Annotated in this window: 11 protein-coding genes and 1 pseudogene; 7 read left to right on the top strand and 5 right to left on the bottom strand. The window is 73.4% G+C overall.

Annotated features, from left to right (window positions below; genetic code table 11):
* The first annotated feature begins 149 nt into the window (after positions 1–149).
* Entirely contained in the window at positions 150–2,807 is a 2,658-nt protein-coding gene (locus tag AB0K00_RS48870; protein ID WP_363537104.1) for a glucosidase, read from the top strand.
* 581 nt (positions 2,808–3,388) lie between these two features.
* Here AB0K00_RS48870 and AB0K00_RS48875 read toward each other — a convergent pair.
* The gene (locus AB0K00_RS48875) at positions 3,389–6,031 is read right to left on the bottom strand and encodes an EAL domain-containing protein (protein ID WP_363537107.1); all 2,643 of its coding nucleotides are present in this window, start codon (positions 6,029–6,031) and stop codon (positions 3,389–3,391) included.
* 96 nt (positions 6,032–6,127) lie between these two features.
* Positions 6,128–6,643 carry a TetR family transcriptional regulator gene (locus AB0K00_RS48880; RefSeq protein WP_363537110.1) on the bottom strand — a complete coding sequence of 172 codons (516 nt, stop codon included), beginning with the start codon at positions 6,641–6,643 and terminating at the stop codon, positions 6,128–6,130.
* Positions 6,644–6,706: 63 nt separating this feature from the next.
* Here AB0K00_RS48880 and AB0K00_RS48885 point away from each other — a divergent pair, with 63 nt between their 5' ends.
* Positions 6,707–7,822 (top strand): FAD-dependent oxidoreductase, encoded by a 1,116-nt coding sequence (locus AB0K00_RS48885; protein WP_363537113.1) that lies wholly within the window; start codon positions 6,707–6,709, stop codon positions 7,820–7,822.
* Positions 7,823–7,895: 73 nt separating this feature from the next.
* Here AB0K00_RS48885 and AB0K00_RS48890 read toward each other — a convergent pair.
* Positions 7,896–8,618: pseudogene (locus tag AB0K00_RS48890) on the bottom strand (protein phosphatase 2C domain-containing protein); the annotation flags it as partial.
* Between the two features lie 63 nt (positions 8,619–8,681).
* On the opposite strand from AB0K00_RS48890, the gene AB0K00_RS48895 reads away from it, so the two are divergent.
* Positions 8,682–11,579, top strand: a complete 2,898-nt coding sequence (locus AB0K00_RS48895; RefSeq protein ID WP_363537116.1) for a LuxR C-terminal-related transcriptional regulator — start codon at positions 8,682–8,684, stop codon at positions 11,577–11,579.
* Here AB0K00_RS48895 and AB0K00_RS48900 read toward each other — a convergent pair whose 3' ends face one another.
* Positions 11,580–12,926, bottom strand: a complete 1,347-nt coding sequence (locus AB0K00_RS48900; protein WP_363537206.1) for a protein kinase — start codon at positions 12,924–12,926, stop codon at positions 11,580–11,582.
* 7 nt (positions 12,927–12,933) lie between these two features.
* Entirely contained in the window at positions 12,934–13,926 is a 993-nt protein-coding gene (locus AB0K00_RS48905) for a substrate-binding domain-containing protein (RefSeq protein ID WP_363537119.1), read from the bottom strand.
* A 192-nt stretch (positions 13,927–14,118) separates the two neighbouring features.
* Between AB0K00_RS48905 and AB0K00_RS48910 the strand changes: the two genes are divergently transcribed.
* The 4 genes from AB0K00_RS48910 to wecB all read left to right on the top strand — a co-directional run bounded on the left by AB0K00_RS48910 (position 14,119) and on the right by wecB (position 17,791).
* A complete protein-coding gene (locus AB0K00_RS48910; RefSeq protein WP_363537122.1) occupies positions 14,119–14,937 on the top strand; it encodes a serine/threonine-protein kinase in 819 nt (272 codons plus the stop codon).
* 189 nt (positions 14,938–15,126) lie between these two features.
* The gene (locus AB0K00_RS48915) at positions 15,127–15,294 is read left to right on the top strand and encodes an LPXTG cell wall anchor domain-containing protein (protein ID WP_327005260.1); all 168 of its coding nucleotides are present in this window, start codon (positions 15,127–15,129) and stop codon (positions 15,292–15,294) included.
* 3 nt (positions 15,295–15,297) lie between these two features.
* Positions 15,298–16,608 (top strand): glycosyltransferase family 2 protein, encoded by a 1,311-nt coding sequence (locus AB0K00_RS48920; RefSeq protein ID WP_363537126.1) that lies wholly within the window; start codon positions 15,298–15,300, stop codon positions 16,606–16,608.
* A 13-nt stretch (positions 16,609–16,621) separates the two neighbouring features.
* Positions 16,622–17,791: a UDP-N-acetylglucosamine 2-epimerase (non-hydrolyzing) gene (gene wecB, locus AB0K00_RS48925; RefSeq protein ID WP_363537129.1), complete on the top strand. Its 1,170-nt coding sequence runs from the start codon at positions 16,622–16,624 to the stop codon at positions 17,789–17,791.
* The last annotated feature ends 18 nt before the right edge of the window (positions 17,792–17,809 follow it).

Consider the following 17,809-nt stretch of genomic DNA (forward strand, 5'->3'; position numbering starts at 1 on the left):
TGGGAGCGAAGCGAGCATGGGGGGTGTGGGGTGGCGCAGCCCCCTACGAGACCGCGGCCCGCTAGGGACGGGGAGCTAGAAGCAGCCATCAGACTAGTTCAGGACCGCGCTCAACTTGGGCGAAACATCTGCGACGGAGAATGACTTTCGTGATCGAGGACGATGGGAACGCTGAACGCCGCCGGCTCGCTGAGGCCGACAGCGGGGAGCGCCCATGGCGGGGCTGGGGGCCCTACCTGTCCGAGCGCGCCTGGGGCACGGTCCGCGAGGACTACAGCGCCCACGGCACGGCCTGGGACTACTTTCCGCACGACCAGGCCCGCTCCCGCACATACCGGTGGAACGAAGACGGCATGGCCGGCATCTGCGACGACCGGCAGACGTTCTGCTTCGCCCTCGCCCTGTGGAACGGCAAGGACCCGATCCTCAAGGAGCGGATGTTCGGTCTCGGCGGCGACCTCGGCAACCACGGCGAGGACGTCAAGGACTATTGGTGGTACCTGGACTCCACCCCCACCCACTCTTGGATGAAGTGGCGGTACCACTACCCGCAACAGGCGTTCCCCTACGACGACCTGGTGGCGGAGAACTGCCGCCGCGGCCGGGACGAGCCCGAGTACGAGCTGGTCGACACCGGCATCTTCGACGAGGACCGCTACTGGGCCGTCGAGGTCGACTACGCCAAGGCCGGCCCGACCGACATGTGCATCCGGATCACCGTGAAGAACATGGGTCCCGACCCGGCGACGCTGCACCTGCTGCCGACGCTGTGGTTCCGCAACACGTGGGCGTGGGGCCTACCCGGCCGCGACTACATGCCCGAGATCCGCGCCAAGGACAACGGGCTGCTCGCCGAGCACCGGCTCCTGGGCCGCCTCGCGCTCACCGGCGACGGCGCGCCCCGCCCGCTGTTCTGCAACAACGACACCAACGGCGACCGCATCTGGGGCAAGCCGGGTCGTGAGTACCCGAAGGACGGCATCAACGACCACATCCTGCACGGCAAGGACACGGTCAACCCCGACCTCGTCGGCACGAAGGCCGCGCTGCACTACCTGATCTCGGTGCCGGCCGGCGGCACCCACGAGATCCGGCTGCGGCTCAACCTCAACGCCCCCGGCGCCAAGGACCTCGCCCCCGCCGACCTGCGCACCGACTTCGACACGACCATGTCGCGACGCGCGAGCGAGGCCGACGCGTACTTCGACGCGCTGGTCCCGCCGACCGCCACCCCCGAGGAGGCGATGATCGTCCGGCAGGGCGTCGCCGGGCTCATGTGGGGCAAGCAGTTCTTCCACTTCGACGTCGCCCGCTGGCTGGAGGGCGACCCCGTCTCCGAGCCACCACCCGACAGCCGCCGCCACGGCCGCAACAGCCACTGGTGGCACATGAACAGCTGCGACGTGCTGTCGATGCCCGACCCGTGGGAATACCCCTGGTATGCCGCCTGGGACCTGGCCTTCCATTGCGTGGCCATTGCTCGCGTCGACCCCGGGTTCGCCAAGGATCAGCTGTTGTTGCTCCTGCGCGAGTGGTACATGCATCCGAACGGCCAGATTCCCGCCTATGAGTGGGCGTTCGGCGACGTGAACCCGCCCGTGCACGCGTGGGCCGCGCTGCGGGTCTTCGCCATCGACGGCTCCAAGGACTTCGACTTCCTCGCCCGTGTGCTGCACAAGCTGCTGCTCAACTTCACCTGGTGGGTCAACCGCAAGGACGCCGAAGGCAACAACGTCTTCGAGGGCGGCTTCCTCGGCCTGGACAACGTCGGCCCCTTCGACCGCTCGGCCGCCCTCCCCGTCGGCGGCCGGCTCGAACAGTCCGACGGCACGGCATGGATGGCGATGTACGCCCTCAACATGCTCGACATGTCTCTCACCCTCGCCGTGCACGACCGCGTCTACGAGGACATCGCGGCGAAGTTCCTCGAACACTTCGCCTACATCGCCGACGCTGCCTACGAGTTCGGCCTGTGGGACGAGGAGGAGGCCTTCTTCTACGACGTCCTGCGCACCGCCGACGGCCAGCGCATCCCGCTGAAGGTCCGCTCCGTCGTCGGCCTGCTCCCCCTCACCGCCACCACGATCATCAGCTCCTCCACGCTGCGCCGCCTGCCCGACGTCGCCGCCCGCCTGCGCTGGTTCCTCACCAACAAGCCCGAGTACGGCGACGTGGTCGGCGCGAAGAAGAGCCGCGGCGGGCAGCAGCTGCGCCTGCTGTCGATGGTCGGGCCCGACCAGCTGATCCGCATCCTGCAGCGCATGCTCGACGAGGAGGAGTTCCTCTCCCCGTACGGCCTGCGCACCCTGTCCCGCGCGCACAAGGACGAGCCCTTCACCGTGCACGTCGGCGAGGCGGACTACACCGTCGGCTACGAGCCCGGCGAGTCGACCAGCGGCCTGTTCGGCGGCAACTCCAACTGGCGCGGACCGATCTGGTTCCCCGTCAACTACATCCTGATCGAGGCGGTCCGCCGCTTCTCCGAGTTCTTCGGCGACGATCTGCAGGTGGAGTACCCGGCGGGCAGCGGCAAGATGGCGACGCTCGGCGCGGTGGCCGACGATCTGTCGCGACGGCTGGTCAACCTGTTCCGCAACGACGACGCGGGCCGGCGGCCGGTGTTCGGCGACGTTCCGCTGTTCCAGAACGACCCTGCGTGGCATGACCTGTTGCTGTACTACGAGTACTTCCACGGGGACACGGGGGCGGGGTTGGGTGCGGCGCATCAGACTGGGTGGACGGCGCTGGTCATCGACTTGATCCTGAACCTGCACGCGCCGCCGCATCCTCGGCCTGCTGATTACTGAGGGTTTGTCCACCCCCAGGATCGTGTGGTCGTCTTCCTGTTGAGGTTCGCGTGGGGGTACGCCGCCTGGACTGATTCCTGGTGTAGGTCCTCGTAGGTCGGTGGTTCCGCGCAGCCTTCGGCCGCGCGAATGGGTGGCGTGGTTGCGGTCCGTGCCGTGTCGAGGTGATGCCAAGCCAGGTCCGCGCTCACATGGTCCAGCGCCGTCGAGGTCATCATTCGGTGGTGCCACACCGTCGCCAGTTCAAAACCGAACAACCCGAACGATCTCAGGGGTCAGGGCCCCGCAGATCTTTCGGGTTGTTCGACCGATGATCGATGGTTTGTTTTTTTGGCCAGCGGCGGTGTTGTAGCACCGAATGATGCGCTCGACGGCGCTGGATCATGTGCGTGCGGACCTGGCTTGGCATCACCGCAACTACGGCACGGACGGTGCCCGCGCTACCCCATCGCGCGGCCGGAGGCTGTGCGGAACCACCGACCTACGCGGACCTGCACCAGGAATCACTCCAGGCGGCGTACCCCCACGCGAACCTCAACCGCAAGACGACCACAGGATCTTGGGGGGTGAACAGGTCAGCATCAGAACAGCCGAGCCCGATGACGCTCAAGAAACGCCTCGACATGCTCGGCGTGATCAGGCCGGCTCAGCAGAAACCCCTGCCCCAACCGGCACCCCGCCGCCCGCACCACGTCGACATGCGACTCCGTCTCCAACCCGCACGCGATCACGTCGATCCCGAGCCGCCGCGCCAGGCTGACCACCACGTCGACGATCGGCGTCGACGGCGCCCGCTGCCCCGCCGGCTCACTGAAGAGCACCTGGTCGATCTTCAACACGTCGACCGGCAGCCGGCGCAGGTGGCCGAGCGCCGTCGGCCCCGTGCCGAAGTGGTCGATCGCCGTGCGGACGCCCAGCGCACGGAGCCCGGCGAGCTGCTCCACGGCGCCGGCGTCGTCGGGCAGGGAGGCCTCGGCAACCTCGATGATCAGCGACTCGGCGGGGACGCAGTGGGTGTCGATGGCGGTGGCGACGGTGGCGAGCCAGCCAGGTGCGGCGAGCTGGCGGGCGGAGGCGTTGACCGACATCCACAGGTCGCGGCCGTCGGCGCGCCAGCGGGACAGCTGGCGGCAGGCGTGGTGCAGGGCCCATTCGCCGAGCTCGTCGGCGAGGCCGAGCTCCTCGGCGACCGGGAGGAACTCGTGCGGCGGCACGACCCCGAGGCGCGGGTGCCGCCAGCGCAGAAGGGCCTCGGCGCCGACGGGGCGGCGCAGGGTGAGGTCGACGACGGGCTGGTACACGAGGTCGAGCTCGCCGCGGCCGACGATGCCGGGCAGCTGCTGCTCGAGGTCGGTACGGCGGACGAGGGCGGCCTCGAAGGACTTGTCGTAGCACTCGACGCGACCGCCGTCGCGGCCCCGGGACAGCTGCCGGGCGCGGCGGCGGGCGATGTCCGCGTGGCGGATGGCGTCCTCGGCGTCGGTGGCGCCGAGGAGGTCGGCGACGCCGACGTCGGCGGTGAGGTGCACGGTGTGACCGGGCAGGTGGAACGGCTCGGCGAAGGCGGTGGCGAGGCGGGTGGCGAGCGCGAACGCGTGCACGAGCGGCGCGTCGGTGAGCGCCGCGAACCCGGCGCCGGTGAGGCGGGCGGGCAGGTCGTCGCGGCCGACGGTGGCGCGCAGCCGGCGGGCGGCCTCGATGAGCACGGCGTTGGCGACCGTAGGGCCGTGCAGGTCGGCGACGCTCTCGAAGCGGTCCAGCTCGGCGACGAGGATGGAGCCGGTGCCCGTCTGGCGGGCCTCGGCGACGGCGGTCAGAAACTTGCGCCGGTTGGCGAGGCCGGTCTGGTCGTCGGTCCAGGTGACCTCGTCGAGGCTGCGCTGCAGCTGGGCGCGGTCGCCGACGTCACGGAGGTGGACGACGACGCCGGCGACCTCGGGGGCGGCGCGCTGGTCGCTGACGGTGGACTCGGTGTCGCGCCAGCGGCCGAAGCCGTCGCGGAGCCGGGCCTGGACGAGGGCGTGCTGGCTGCCGGCGAGGACGGCGTGCAGCGCCTCGGTGGCCGGGCCGACGTCGGCGGGGTGCAGCAGGTCGGTGAGGGGCCGGCCGAGGACGTCCTGGTCGGAGAGGCTGAACTGGCGGGCCGCGGCCGGTGACTGCCACCGCACGACGAGGTCGGCGTCCAGGACGATGGTGACGTCGGTGGAGCCGGCAACGAGGGTCTTGAAGTGCGCCTCGCGGATGGCGAGGGTGCGGGCGTATCCGCGGATGTCGCGGGCGGCCAGGGCCTCGCGGAGCGCGACGGCGACGACGGCGGCGAAGCCGAGGCCGATCGCGGCCCGGTCGAAGCCGCCGCCGGTGAGCAGGTGCAGCACGGACACCGCGACGGCGAGCAGCGCCGGGCCGATGAGCAGCGGGTAGCCGGCGAGGGTGCCGCTGCTGTCGGCGGCGTGCGGGCTGGTCGGCGCGTCCTCGGCGCGGCGGGCTCCGGTGAGGATGAGGAACGGGCCGGCGATGAGGGCGAGCCCGGCGGCGATGAGGCCGGCGGTGACCCAGCCGGCGGTCGGGCCGACCGGGTCGTCGGGGCGGCGCAGCGCGGACAGCACGACGGTGAAGACGCCGAGGCCGACGATCGACAGGGCGGCACCGCCGGCGCAGGCGAGCGCGGCGGGGCGGTGCCGGGCCGCGCGCAGGCCGGTGACGACGGCGACGGAGACCGCGACGCAGCAGGTGACGGCGACCGTGAGTGGCAGCGGCCCGGCGAGGGCGGACGCGGCCGGCGCGGAGGCGAGGACCCAGACGCTGTAGCACAGGGTCACGCCGATGCCGGCGCCGTCGAGGAGGCGGCGCAGCCGGGCGCGGACCGTCGGCGCGGTGCCGGGCAGCAGGAGCAGGCCGAGCAGGAACGTGGGCGTGGCGACGAGGGTGGTGACGGCGGCGACGAGGCCGGGCGCGGCGATCGACGAGGTCAGCGCCGCGAGCACGGCGGCGGCCAGGCCGACGCCGGTGAACAGGGCGCCCATGCCGAGGAACCCGGCGCCGCGGCACGGCCCGAAGCTGCGCCGGCCGTGGTGGATGCGCAGGGCGAGGCGGATCAGCGAGCCGGCGTGCACGAGCGAGCCGACGGTGACACCGGCCGCGACGGCGCCGAAGGACAGCACCGGCCCGGAGGAGGCCGCAGCGCTGAACGCGGCCACCGCGGTGACCAGGACGAGCCAGAACATGCGCGGGTTACTGACCACGATCAGTGTCGCTTTCGCGAGGCAAAAAGCACGGGGGGATTCGTGCTCAAGGCGCTCAACGATCCGGTTCACGCGACGTTACTGCCCGGTTGTGACAATCTCGTGGACCGCGGCGAGCCGGGCCTTGCGCTGCTCGTCGGTGACCGCGCCGCGGGTCAGCTCGTCGAGCAGCAGCCCGTCGATGAGGGCGATCGCGAGCCTGGCCCGCTCCTCGGAGCCGAACAGCGCCTTCGCCCGCTCCACGAACCCGCCGGCCAGGCGGGCCGCCGAAGGGCCGAGCTCGGCGCGGGCCTGCGGGTCGAGCATGAGCATGAAGCGGGCGCGGGTCCGGGCCGCCCGAGGACCGGCCCACGTGGCCAGCACCGTGGCGAGGTCCTCGCCGGTCGACTCGTGCAGGTCCAGGTCGGCGATCCGGGTCAGGGCGGCGGTCAGCAGCGCGGGCCGGCTCGGGAAGTGGTAGCTGCAGGTGCCCTGGGGCAGCCCAGCGCGGGTGTCGACGGCCCGGTGGGTCAGCGCCCGGACGCCGCCGGTGCCGAGCACGTCGATCGCGGCGTCGGCCAGGCGGGTCTTGCGATCCGCGTCACGAACGTTCACACGCGAATGCTACAGGTGTAGCGTCAGTTACTACAGCTGTAGCAACGGCAGACGGAGGCGGCAATGCGCGCGATCGTGATCGGCGGCGGCATCGGCGGGCTGGCGACGGCCCGCGGACTCGGACGGCAGGGCTGGGACGTCACCGTCCTGGAGCGGCAGCCGGACCTGCGCCAGATCGGCGCCGGCATCTCCCTGTGGCCCAACGCGATGCGGGCGCTGCATTACCTCGGCATCGGCGACGCCGTCGAGCGCGCCGGCGGCCTCGTCCGGGGCGGCGGGCTGCGGACCTGGGACGGCCGCTGGCTCAGCCGGGTCGAGGTGGCCGCGCCACCGGTCATGGTGCACCGCGCCGACCTGCACGAGATCCTGCTGGACGGGCTGCCCGCGACCGTCCGCACCGGGCACCCCGTCACCGACGTCCACGCGCTCGGCGACGCGGACCTCGTCGTCGGCGCGGACGGCATCGGCAGCGTGGTCCGGGCCGCGTACGCGCCGCAGGTCAAGGTCCGTGACAGCGGCCAGGTGTCCTGGCGGGCGGTGGTCGACGCCGAGGTCGACGGCAGCGGCGAGACCATGGGCCCACGCGGCTGGCGCTTCGGCTACGCGCCGACCGGCCCGGGCACCGTGTACTGGTACGCCGCCGCGCCCGGCCCGCTGCGCACCGGTACACCGGCGGAACAGCTCACCGAGCTCGGAAAGCAACTCACGGGGTGGCACGACCCGGTCCGCCGGCTGCTGGCCGCGACCACGCCCGGGCAGCTGCTGCACCACCCGCTGCTCGAGCTGCACCCCGTGGCCCCGATGCACTTCGGCACGCGGGTGGCGCTGGTCGGCGACGCCGCGCACGCCATGACGCCCAATCTCGGCCAGGGCGCCTGCCAGGCCCTCGAGGACGCAGTCACCCTCGCCCTCCTGCTGCCGAAAGGCGCTGCGGTGATGCCGGCGTTGCAGGTGTACGACCAGCAGCGCCGCCCCCGTGCCGCGGCAGTGTCGCGCCGCTCACGGCAGGTCGGACAGCTCGCCGGCGCACGGGGCAGGCTCACCGGCGCCCTGGCCCGGACCCTGCTGCGGCTCACCCCGGACCGCATGACCGCGGCCGCCGCGCAGCGGGTCGCCGGCTGGACCCCGGACGACGTGCGGATCCCCTCGGACGTCAGGCCGGCAGCCGCGCGCCGTTGACCTCGTCGCGGCCGAGCCAGTGCCGCAGCCGGTGCCGCAGCCCCTTGGGCTCCGGCACGTCGTCGCCCACGATGTCGGCCACGACCGCGGTGATGTTGTCCGGGCCGCCGGCCCGCATGGCGAGGTCCACGAGCCGGTCGGCGCACTCGCCGACGTCGTCGTATTCGCGCAGGACCTCCTCGATCGTCTCGGCCCGCAGCACCCCGGACAGCCCGTCGCTGCACAGCAGGTAGCGGTCGCCGGCGCGGGCCGGGACGACCGAGTAGACCGGGTCGGTCGGCTGGCCCTGCAGGACCCGGCTGACCAGGGACCGCTGCGGGTGCGTCGCGGCCTCCTCGAGGGTGATGCGGCCCTCGTCGACCAGCATCTGCACATACGTGTCGTCGCGGGTGACCTGTTCGAACTCCTCGCCGCGCAGCAGGTAGGCGCGCGAGTCGCCGATGTGGACGAGCCCGACCCGCTCGCCGGAGAACAGGATCGCGGTGAGGGTCGTGCCCATCCCCAGCTTCTCCGGGTCCGCCTCGACCTCGTCGCGGATGCGCCGGTTGGCGTCGGAGACGGCGGTGCGCAACGCGGTCAGCAGGTCACTGCCTGCGAACTCCTCGTCGAGGGGGGTCATCGCCTCGATCGCGAGCCTGCTGGCGACGTCGCCGGCCGCCATGCCACCCATGCCGTCGGCGACGGCGAGGAGCCGGCCACCGGCGAACATCGAGTCCTGGTTGTTGCTGCGGACCATCCCGACCTCGGTCCGGGCGGCCCACTGGAGCGCGAGGGGGCGCGGCTGCGACTCTTCCATGGCCGTCAGCGTGCCCGACCGACACACACAGCGTCTGTACGCACTTCTGCGTATCGTGGCCGCATGCCTGCGACCCCGTTCATCGGCCGAGCCGACGAGCTCGCCGAGATCGTGGGTGCTTGGGCGGCCCAGAACGGGGCGGTGACCGGGCGGCCGGGGCCACCGGCAGGGCCCGCCGGACCGCGGGTCGTGCTGGTCACGGGCGAGGCGGGCAGCGGCAAGAGCAGGCTCGTCGCCGAGGTGCTCGACCGGCTGGACCCGCAGCCGCCGGTGGTCCTCGCGGGTGCCGCCCGTACCCTCGGCGCCGCACCGCACGACTGGCTGGCCTCCGTCCTCAGCGGGCATCCCCTCGACGGCGGCGTGCCACCCGAGCTCGCACAGCGCTCCCCCGCACCCGGCGCCGGGACCCGGCTGGCGCCCGCCGCGATGCTGCGGGCCGCGGTCGACGTGGTCCGGACCCTGCTGGACGGTCGCTGCGGCGTCCTGGTCGTGGAGGACCTGCACGACCTCGACCCGGCCAGCCTGACGCTCATCGGCGAGCTCGCCGCGACCGCCGCCCTGCCGGCGCTGCTGCTGGTCACCAGCCGCCCGCCGCAGGAGGCCGCGTTCGCGCCGGCCGCCGCGCGGACGCTGCGCCGGCTCGGCGGCGCACCGTCGGTGGTCCGGGCGCACCTGGCGCCGTTCGACGCCCGGGAGACCGCCGAGCTGATCGAGGCGCACCGCGGCGGCGCACCGCCGCCGGAGACGGTCCGGGCGATGCTGACCCGCACCGGCGGCAACCCGTTCTGGCTGACCGAGCTCGTCACCGCCCGCGGCGACCTGGCCGGCGCCCCGCTGCCCGCGCACGTCGCCGGCCTCCTCGTCGAGCCGCTCGCCGGTGAGCCGGCCCTCGTCGGGCGGGTCGCCCGCGCCGCGGCGCTGCTCGGCGACCCGGTCGAGACCGACGTCCTCGTGCACGTGTGCGAGGGCGAGATCGAGCCCGCGCTGCGCCGGCTGCTGGACCTCGGGATGCTGGTCATCGCGCCGGACCTGGCGCCGGCCGGCCCGCTGCGCTTCCGGCACCCGCTGCTGCGTGAGGCGCTCGCCCGCAGCGCCCTGCCCAGCGAGCGGGCGCGGGTGCACGGCCTGGCCCGGGCCCTGGCCGTCGAGCTCGGCGACGACGCCGCCCTCGCCAGGCACGCGGCCGCCCTCGGGCGGCTCGGGGAGGCCCGTGCGGCAGCGGTACGGGGTGCGCAGGCCAACCTCGCCGCCGGCCTGCCGGACGCCGCCCTCGACCTGGTCGACCTGGGGCTGCGGGCCGGCGACCCCGGTGATCCGGCGAGCTGCCGGGCCCTGGCGCGGGTCGGTGCGGCGGCGGCGTTCGTGGCGGGCCGGTTCACCGTCGCGGAACGGCACGCGGCGGACTGGCTGCGCCAGGCGACCGGCCCGGCCGAGACCTCCGACGCGCACCGGCTCCTGGCCGAGATCCGCTGGTGCCTCGCCGACCGGGCCGGTCACCTGGCCGCCCTCGCCGACGCCCGCGCCGCCCTCACCACGGCGGCCGACGGGGCCGATGGCGGCAGCACGACCGGCAGCGCGACCGGCGACAAGACCGGCGACGGGACCGACAGCGGGACCGGTGACGAGGACTGCGGCGGGATCGAGGCGGCGCTGGCGCGGCAGGCGGCGGCGGAGGCGGCGAGCGCGCTGCGCACGACCGAGCCGGCCCGGGTGGTGCCGCTCGCCGAGGCCGCGATGGTCGCCGCCGAGCGGACCGGGGAAAGCATCGCGTCGGCCGGCGTCACGCTCGGCACGGCCCTGGCGTTCGGCGGCGCGCACGACCGGGGCGTTGCCCTGCTGCACGCGTGCCGGCAGATCGCCGAACACGACCGCGACCCGGTGACCGCCGGCCGGGCCGTCAACAACCTCGTGGCGGTCAGCCTGCCCCGGCTCGGCGACGTGACCGGCCGGCGGCTGTTCGACGAGGCGATGACCGCGATCGACCGGTCCGGCCTGGAGTTCTGTGCGGGCCGCACGACCGCCCTCGGCGTCGCGCACGCGTTGCGGACCGGGGACCTCGCCCGCGCCGAGACCCTCGTCTGGTCCCGGCTGCCGATCGAGACCGACCCCATCGAACGGGTCCGGTTCGCGGCCACCGCCGGGCTCCTCGCGGTCGAGCGCGGCGACGACCCGCTCGCCGTCCGGCTCCTCGCCCGCGCCGACGGCGAGGGCCGCGACGTCGGCCTCGTGCGGGTGCTGCGGGTGGCGGTCGCGGCCCGCGGCGTCCACCCCGTCGACCCGGCGCTCGCGCTGGCCGAGTGCGTCGGCCGGTGCCGCCCGGCCCGCCTGGTCGAGGCGGCGCGGTGGGCCCTGCACGGCGGGGTGCCGGCCGCGACGGTCGAGGACCTCGTCGGCGACGCGGTCGGCGCGGCACCCCAGTTGCGGCTGCTCCTGGCGGTCGCGGCGGGCCGGGACGCCGCCGCCGTCGACCTGCTCCCCGCCGCCCTGCACCACGGCGACCCGGCCGGCCCGAACCACGGCGACCCAGCCGCGCCGCATCACGGCGCCGCGGCGGGCAACGGCGGGAGTGGCACCGTCGAGGTGGTGGAGGCCGCCCCGTACGACGCCGCGGTGCACACCGCCGCCGCGCACGCCCTGCTGCGGCTCGGCCGGGCCGGCGACGCCCGCCAGCACGCGGAACGGGCGGTGGCGCTGCTCGTGCACTGGCCCGGCTGGCGACTGACCGAGGCGGAGACGCTGCTGCACAGCCTGCGGGCCGGCGGCGACCTGACCGCCCGGGAGATCGAGGTCCTCGGCTGCCTCGCCGCCGGCATGTCCAACCAGCAGGTGGCCAGCTCCCTGGGCATCTCGATCCGGACCGTGACGGTGCACGTGTCCAACCTGCTGCGCAAGACCGGCGCCGCGTCCCGCACCGAGGCCGCGCTGTGGGCGGTCCGGCACCGGGTCATCACACCCACCTGATCAGGTCAGCGACGCACCGAAGACGGCCACGGCGGCGTCCAGCTCCTCGTACGCGGCGGCGGTGGTGATGGACGCCTCGCGCCGGCGGTCCAGCAGCTGGCGGCGCAGCATGTCGATCCGGTGGGCGGCGTCGGGCGGCACACCCATGATGTTGTTGACCTGGTTGCGGATGTCCTCGACGACGTCGGAGCGGATCTCGCCGGCGGCGGCGCGGCGGTCGACGACGTCAAGGACGGCCGCGCCGGCCTGCTGCGGCGTGAGCCTCGCCGCCGACGCCGACGGGGATTGCGTCTGCGTGCCCGGCGTGGCACCGGGGGAGGAAGACGTGCGCCCCCGGGTCGGCGACGGGGTGGCACCCGGCGACGGCTGGACCGTGACCGCCGGCGGGATCGACACCACAATGCTCACCGAAGGTGCCGGGGAGACGGTGTCGCGCCGTACGCCGTCCCGCCACACGTAGCCGAGCCCGGCCAGTACCGACGCCGTCAGCACAACGGCGAGCGCTGTGGCCCACCTGCGCCGCCCGCGCTCGGCCGACGACTCCAGGATGGCGGCGACCTCCGCGGCGGTGGGGCGTTCGGTGGGGTCGGTGGCCAGGCAGCGCAGGCACACGGACGCGACGGCCGGCGGCAGGCCGGGCACGGCGAGGTTCGGGCGGTGGTCGGCGGCGACGGCGCGTTCGAGCTCGTCCCAGGTGCCGGCCGGCACGGGCGGCGCGCCGGTGAGCATCTCGAACAGCAGCACGCCGAGGGCGTACACGTCGGTGGAGCCGCTGGCGGGCGCGCCGACGAGCCGCTCCGGCGCCACGTACGGCGGGGTGCCGAACGTCAGCGTGTCGCGCTGGCCGACGTCGGCGGCGATGCCGAAGTCGAGCAGCTTGACGCCGTCGGTGGTGAGCATGACGTTCTCGGGGGTGACGTCGCGGTGCACGACACCGCGGCGGTGCGCGGCGTGCAGCACGTCGGCGACGGTGGCCGCGACCGCGACGGCGTCGGGCACGGGCAGCGGGCCCTCGGCGAGCCGCCCGGCGAGGGAGACGCCGTCGAGCAGCTGCATGACGACGTAGGCGGCGATCCGCCCGTGCGGGGTGACGGTCTCGCCGTAGTCGTAGACGCCGATCGCGTTGGGGTGCTCGATGCGTGCGGCGGCCCGGGCCTCGCGCCGGATCCGGTCGCGCTGGCCGCCGTCGGTGCCGATGGGGCCGTCGAGGACCTTGACCGCGACGGTGCGCTCCAGGGTGCTGTCCCAGGCCCGCCACACCACGGACATGCCGCCCGCGCCGACGGGTTGTCGCAGAATGTACCGGCGGGCCAGGACGTCGCCCTGCCGGAGCTGACCGTCATGCATCACGTCGTTAGCTTGATGCCCGCACGACGAGCTCGGTCGGCAGCACGGGGCAGTCCTGCGAGCCTTCCAGCAGCAGCGCGGCGGCGACCGCGCCGAGTTCGGAGACCGGCTGGCGCACGGTGGTCAGCGCCGGCGTGGTGTAGGTCGCCAGGGGCGCGTCGTCGAAGCCGACGACGGCGACGTCCTCGGGGACGCGCCGGCCGGCCTTGCGCAGCGCCTGCAGCGCGCCGGCGGCCATCGCGTCGGAGGCGACGAAGAGCGCGTCCAGGCGGGGCATGCGGTCCAGCAGCCAGGCGGCGGCGTGGCCGCCCGAGGCGGTGGTGAAGTCACCGTAGGCGACGACGGGGGCGCGGCCGGCGGTCTCGAGCGCGCGGCGGTAACCGTCGAGGCGGTCCGCAGCGGCGGGCGAGTCGGGTGGCCCGGCGATGGTCGCGATGGCGCGGCGGCCGCGCAGCATGAGGTGCTCGACGGCCTGCCGGGCGCCGTCGTGGTTGTCGACGTCGACGAACGGGATGTCCAGGCCCTCGGCCGGGCGGCCGGTGGCCCGCAGCGGCACCCGGGACGCGGCGAGGGACACCGCCAGGGGGTGGCTGCTGTGCCCGCCGAGCAGCAGCACGCCGCCGACGCCGCCGGTGGTCAGGAACTGGGTCGCCGACGCGATCGTGCCCCGGGTCGCGGACATCGTCAGCAGCGGGACGCCGTGGCGGGTCAGCTCCTCCTCGGCGCCGGCGAGCAGCCGGGCGGAGAAGGTGTCGTGGAACAGCCGGGCGGTGGGCTCGAAGACGAGCGCGGCGACGGGCAGCCGGGAGGACAGCCGGTCGGGGCGGCGCGGCCCGCGGTGGCGGACGTAGCCGAGCTGGGCGATGGCGTCGTGCACCGACACCCGGGCCGAGGTGCTGACCCTGACCCGGCCGGTGAGGACGCGGGACACGGTTGCCGCGGAGACCCCCGCGGCGGCGGCGACCTCGGTGACGGTTGGCGGCGATGGCTCGTCAGTCATCCCGTCTCCTGTGGGAGCGATTCCTGCGGCCAGCGTCAGCCACCGTTACCCGGATGTCAACTATGGGTTTCGATCGGCTGTGCGGTTCCTTTGGTGCAGCCGACATATCCGTATTTATCGTATCGACACGGGCTGTGGCAAACGTCGCTGGGACTTCCGCGACCGGGACCGAATAGGGAATAGTCGGCGATTGTGTCGGAGATCGAGCTTGGCCGCAGGGTGCTGGAGCGCTTCCTGCTGGTCCGCCCGATCGCCCGCGGCGGTATGTCGCTCGTCTATGAGGCGGTCGACCTGGAGCAGCTGCGCCCCGCGGCGGTGAAGGTCCTCGCGCCTGCGTTCGTCAACAACAGCCGCGCCTGCCATGCGGCCCGCCGGGAGCCCCTGCTCATGCAGCGGATGCGGCACCCGACCGTGCCCAAGATCTTCGGGTACGGCGAGCTCGACATCGGCCGCGCCAGCGTCCCGTGCGTCGCGATGGAGCTGCTCAACGGGGTACCGCTGACGAAACGCCTGGCCGAGGGGCCGCTGCCGTGGCAGCACGCCGTCGAGATCGCCGCGTCCGTCGCCGAGCTCCTGGCGGTGGCGCACCGCCGGGGCATCGCCCACCGCGACCTGACCGCCGACAACGTCATGCTGACCACCGCCGGCGTGAAGATCATCGACTTCGGCCTGGCGGTGCCGTTCGCGCACCCCGCGGCCTCCCGTGTCGGCGAGGCACCCGCGTGGGACGTCTACGCGCTCGGGGTCCTGCTGTACCAGATGCTCACCGGGCGCTCACCGCACGCGCCGGGCGCCAGGTTGCTGCAGCCGGTGGCCACGCCGGTCCTGCTCGCACCCGGCCTGCCACGCTCCGTAGCGGAGCTGTGCCGCCAGTGCATGGCCAAGCGGCCAGCCGACCGGCCCGAGAGTGCGAGGGTCGCCCTGTCGCTCTGGGCGGAGTTCGCAACCGACTGGCAACACCCAACCTCCTTTACTGAGAGCTACCGCACACGGTCGCACCACTCTGCGTAACTGCCGAGTTTTGCCTGCGTAAGCGCTCTGTCAGGTCGTTGGACGGACTTGGCCCGCTCGGGTGCATCCGACCATGCTCACCCATTGTGATTGCCCCTCGGCCGTTCCAAGCTTCTCGGACAAGGTGCACAACGGTTGCCATCAAGGAGCCGGGAGCACCGCCGGAGAGATAGCCGAGGGGAAGCTGTCATGTCAGGTACGAAGGTCACCGGCGTCATCGTGACCGGCGGATCCACCGCCGCGTCGCTGCCAGTCACCGGAAGCCCGGTCTTCGCCATCGTCGTCGCAGGTGTCGCGCTCGTCGTCACCGGCTTCCTGATGGTGCGGGCGTCCCGCTTCAACCGCAGCGCAGCCTGACGCATGACGGCGATCCTTCTGGTCGGCTTCGCGCTGTTGACGCTCTGGCCGGCGTACAACCTGGCGCTGGTGGCCTTCACCACCAGTGACTCGGCCACCGCCGGCCGGCGTCGCCGGCGCGATGCCGTCGCGCCGAACGAGCACGAACCGCTGACCTTCTGGATCGTCGTGCCCGCTCTCAACGAGGAACGGGTTGTCGGCCGGACCGTCTCCGCCGCACTGGCGCTGGCGGGCCCGGCAGGCACACGCACCAGGGTCCTGGTGGTCGATGACGGATCGGACGACGGCACCCCGGACGTCCTGGCCGCCATCGACCACCCGGGTTTGACCGTGCTGCGCCGGGACTTCCCCAACGCCCGCAAGGGCAAGGGCGAGGCGCTCAACGCGGCCTTCCGGGCGATCCGGGACCGGACCCTGCAGGCCGGCGAGGACCCGGCGCTGGTCGCGGTCGGCGTCATCGACGGCGACGGGCGGGGCAGCAGCAACATCCTCACCGAGGTGTCGAAGCAGATGCGCGACCCACAGGTCGGCGCGGTGCAGACCCGGGTGCGCATCCACAACCGCAACCGCGTCCTGGGCGCCGTGCAGGACCTCGAGTTCGCCGCCATCGCCAACGCCAGCCAGCTGCTTCGCAACGCCGCGGGGACGGTCGGGCTGGGCGGCAACGGGCAGTTCGCCCGGCTGTCGTCGCTGATGCGGCTCGGCGACGCGCCCTGGTCGCACTGCCTGGTCGAGGACCTGGAGCTGGGGCTGCGCATGCACCTCAACGGCGAGCGCATCCGGTACTCCTCGATCGCCAACGTCAACCAGCAGGGCCTCGTCGACGTGAAGCGGCTGCTGCGGCAGCGCACCCGGTGGGCCCAGGGCAACCTGCAGTGCGTCGGCTACGTGCCGAAGCTGATCGCCTCCCGGAAGATCCGCAACCACGCCCTGCTCGAGATGCTGTACTACCTGCTCGCGCCGTGGATGAACGCCTTCGGCACCGCCGCGGTCTTCGGCCTCTGGGCGGTCGCGATGTGGCGGCTCGTCCCCGGCCACGGACGGACCATCATGATCCACTCGTGGGCGCAGATGGGCCACGTCGCACTCTTCTGGGCGCTCGGCATGACCGTCCCCGGTCTCGTCTGGGCCCTGGTCCACCGCATCCAGCTCGGCGACGAGAAGCTCTGGCGACTGCTGGTCGCCGCCGTCGCGTACCCCTTCTTCCTCCTGCTCGGCCTGGTCAGCACCTGGCGGGCGATCGGCCGGCAGATCAGCCGGCGACAGGCCTGGGCGAAAACCGAACGCCTGGTCGAAGAGCCGGTTCTCTCGTAAAGGACGTCAGCACATGTCTCCCGAAGTCTTCCTCATCGCCGGTACCCGTCCCGAAGCCATCAAGCTGGCGCCCGTCGCCGCCGCGATGCGTGCCGCAGGCCGGCTCACCCCGGTGCTGGTCGCCAGCGGGCAGCACCCGACGATGGTGACCCAGGCCCTCGACGCGTTCGACGTCCAGGCCGACGTGACCCTGCCGCTGCAGCGGGTCACCGGCAGCCAGCCCGAGCTCCTCACCGCGATGATCTCCTCGCTGGACGCCCTCCTGGAGGAGCGCAAGCCGGCCGCGGTCATCGTCCAGGGCGACACCACCACGACCCTCGCCGGCGCCATGGCCGCGTTCTGGCGGCGCATCCCGGTCGTGCACCTCGAGGCGGGGCTGCGCTCCGGCGACCTGGACTCCCCGTTCCCGGAGGAGGCCAACCGCAAGCTCGTCGGCCAGCTCGCCGCGCTGCACCTGGCGCCGACCGCCCTGGCCGCGACGAACCTCCTCGACGAGAGCGTCACCCCGGCGAACGTCCTCATCACCGGCAACACGGTGGTGGACGCCGCGCTCTCCGTCGCCGCGAAGCAGCTGCCGTTCGAGGACGCCCGCATCGCCGCCGCGGTGGACGCCGCCGAGCACGGCAACGCCCGCCTGATCCTCGTCACCGCGCACCGCCGCGAGTCGTGGGGCGAGCCCCTGGACCGCATCCTCAGCGCGGTGCGCCGCCTGGTCGAGGCGTACCCGGACATCCGGGTCGTCCTGCCGGCGCACGCCAACCCCGCGGTCCGCGCCCAGGTCGAGGCCGGCCTCGCCGGGGTGCCCCGGGTGACGATCACCGACCCGCTGCCCTACCCGGCCCTGGCGCGGCTGCTGTCCAACGCGTACCTGGCGCTCACCGACTCCGGTGGCATCCAGGAGGAGGCGCCCTCGTTCAAGGTGCCGGCCCTGGTCCTGCGTGAGGTCACCGAGCGCGTCGAGTCGCTGCACGCCGGTTGCGCCAAGCTCGTCGGCACGGATGAGGACCTGATCGTCGCCGAGGCGGCCCGCCTGCTCGACGACCCGATCCTGCGGCAGTCGATGACCGCCAACGGCAACCCCTACGGCGACGGGCTCGCCTCGCAGCGCACCGAACAGGCCGTCGCCGCGATGCTCGGCCTCGCCTCGCACCCGGCCCCGATGCCGACCACCGTCTCCGTCTGACCTTGAGGGATTTGTACG

Origin of the sequence: Dactylosporangium sp. NPDC049525, from assembly GCF_040676755.1 — a bacterium.
Classification (GTDB): domain Bacteria; phylum Actinomycetota; class Actinomycetes; order Mycobacteriales; family Micromonosporaceae; genus Dactylosporangium.

Coding starts and splice junctions, on each gene's coding strand:
- AB0K00_RS48875 (WP_363537107.1), bottom strand. CDS start 6,031: ATGTTCTGGCTCGTCCTGGTCACCGCGGTGGCCGCGTTCAGCGCTGCG.
- AB0K00_RS48885 (WP_363537113.1), top strand. CDS start 6,707: ATGCGCGCGATCGTGATCGGCGGCGGCATCGGCGGGCTGGCGACGGCC.
- AB0K00_RS48895 (WP_363537116.1), top strand. CDS start 8,682: ATGCCTGCGACCCCGTTCATCGGCCGAGCCGACGAGCTCGCCGAGATC.
- AB0K00_RS48900 (WP_363537206.1), bottom strand. CDS start 12,926: ATGCATGACGGTCAGCTCCGGCAGGGCGACGTCCTGGCCCGCCGGTAC.
- AB0K00_RS48905 (WP_363537119.1), bottom strand. CDS start 13,926: ATGACTGACGAGCCATCGCCGCCAACCGTCACCGAGGTCGCCGCCGCC.
- AB0K00_RS48915 (WP_327005260.1), top strand. CDS start 15,127: ATGTCAGGTACGAAGGTCACCGGCGTCATCGTGACCGGCGGATCCACC.
- AB0K00_RS48920 (WP_363537126.1), top strand. CDS start 15,298: ATGACGGCGATCCTTCTGGTCGGCTTCGCGCTGTTGACGCTCTGGCCG.
- wecB (WP_363537129.1), top strand. CDS start 16,622: ATGTCTCCCGAAGTCTTCCTCATCGCCGGTACCCGTCCCGAAGCCATC.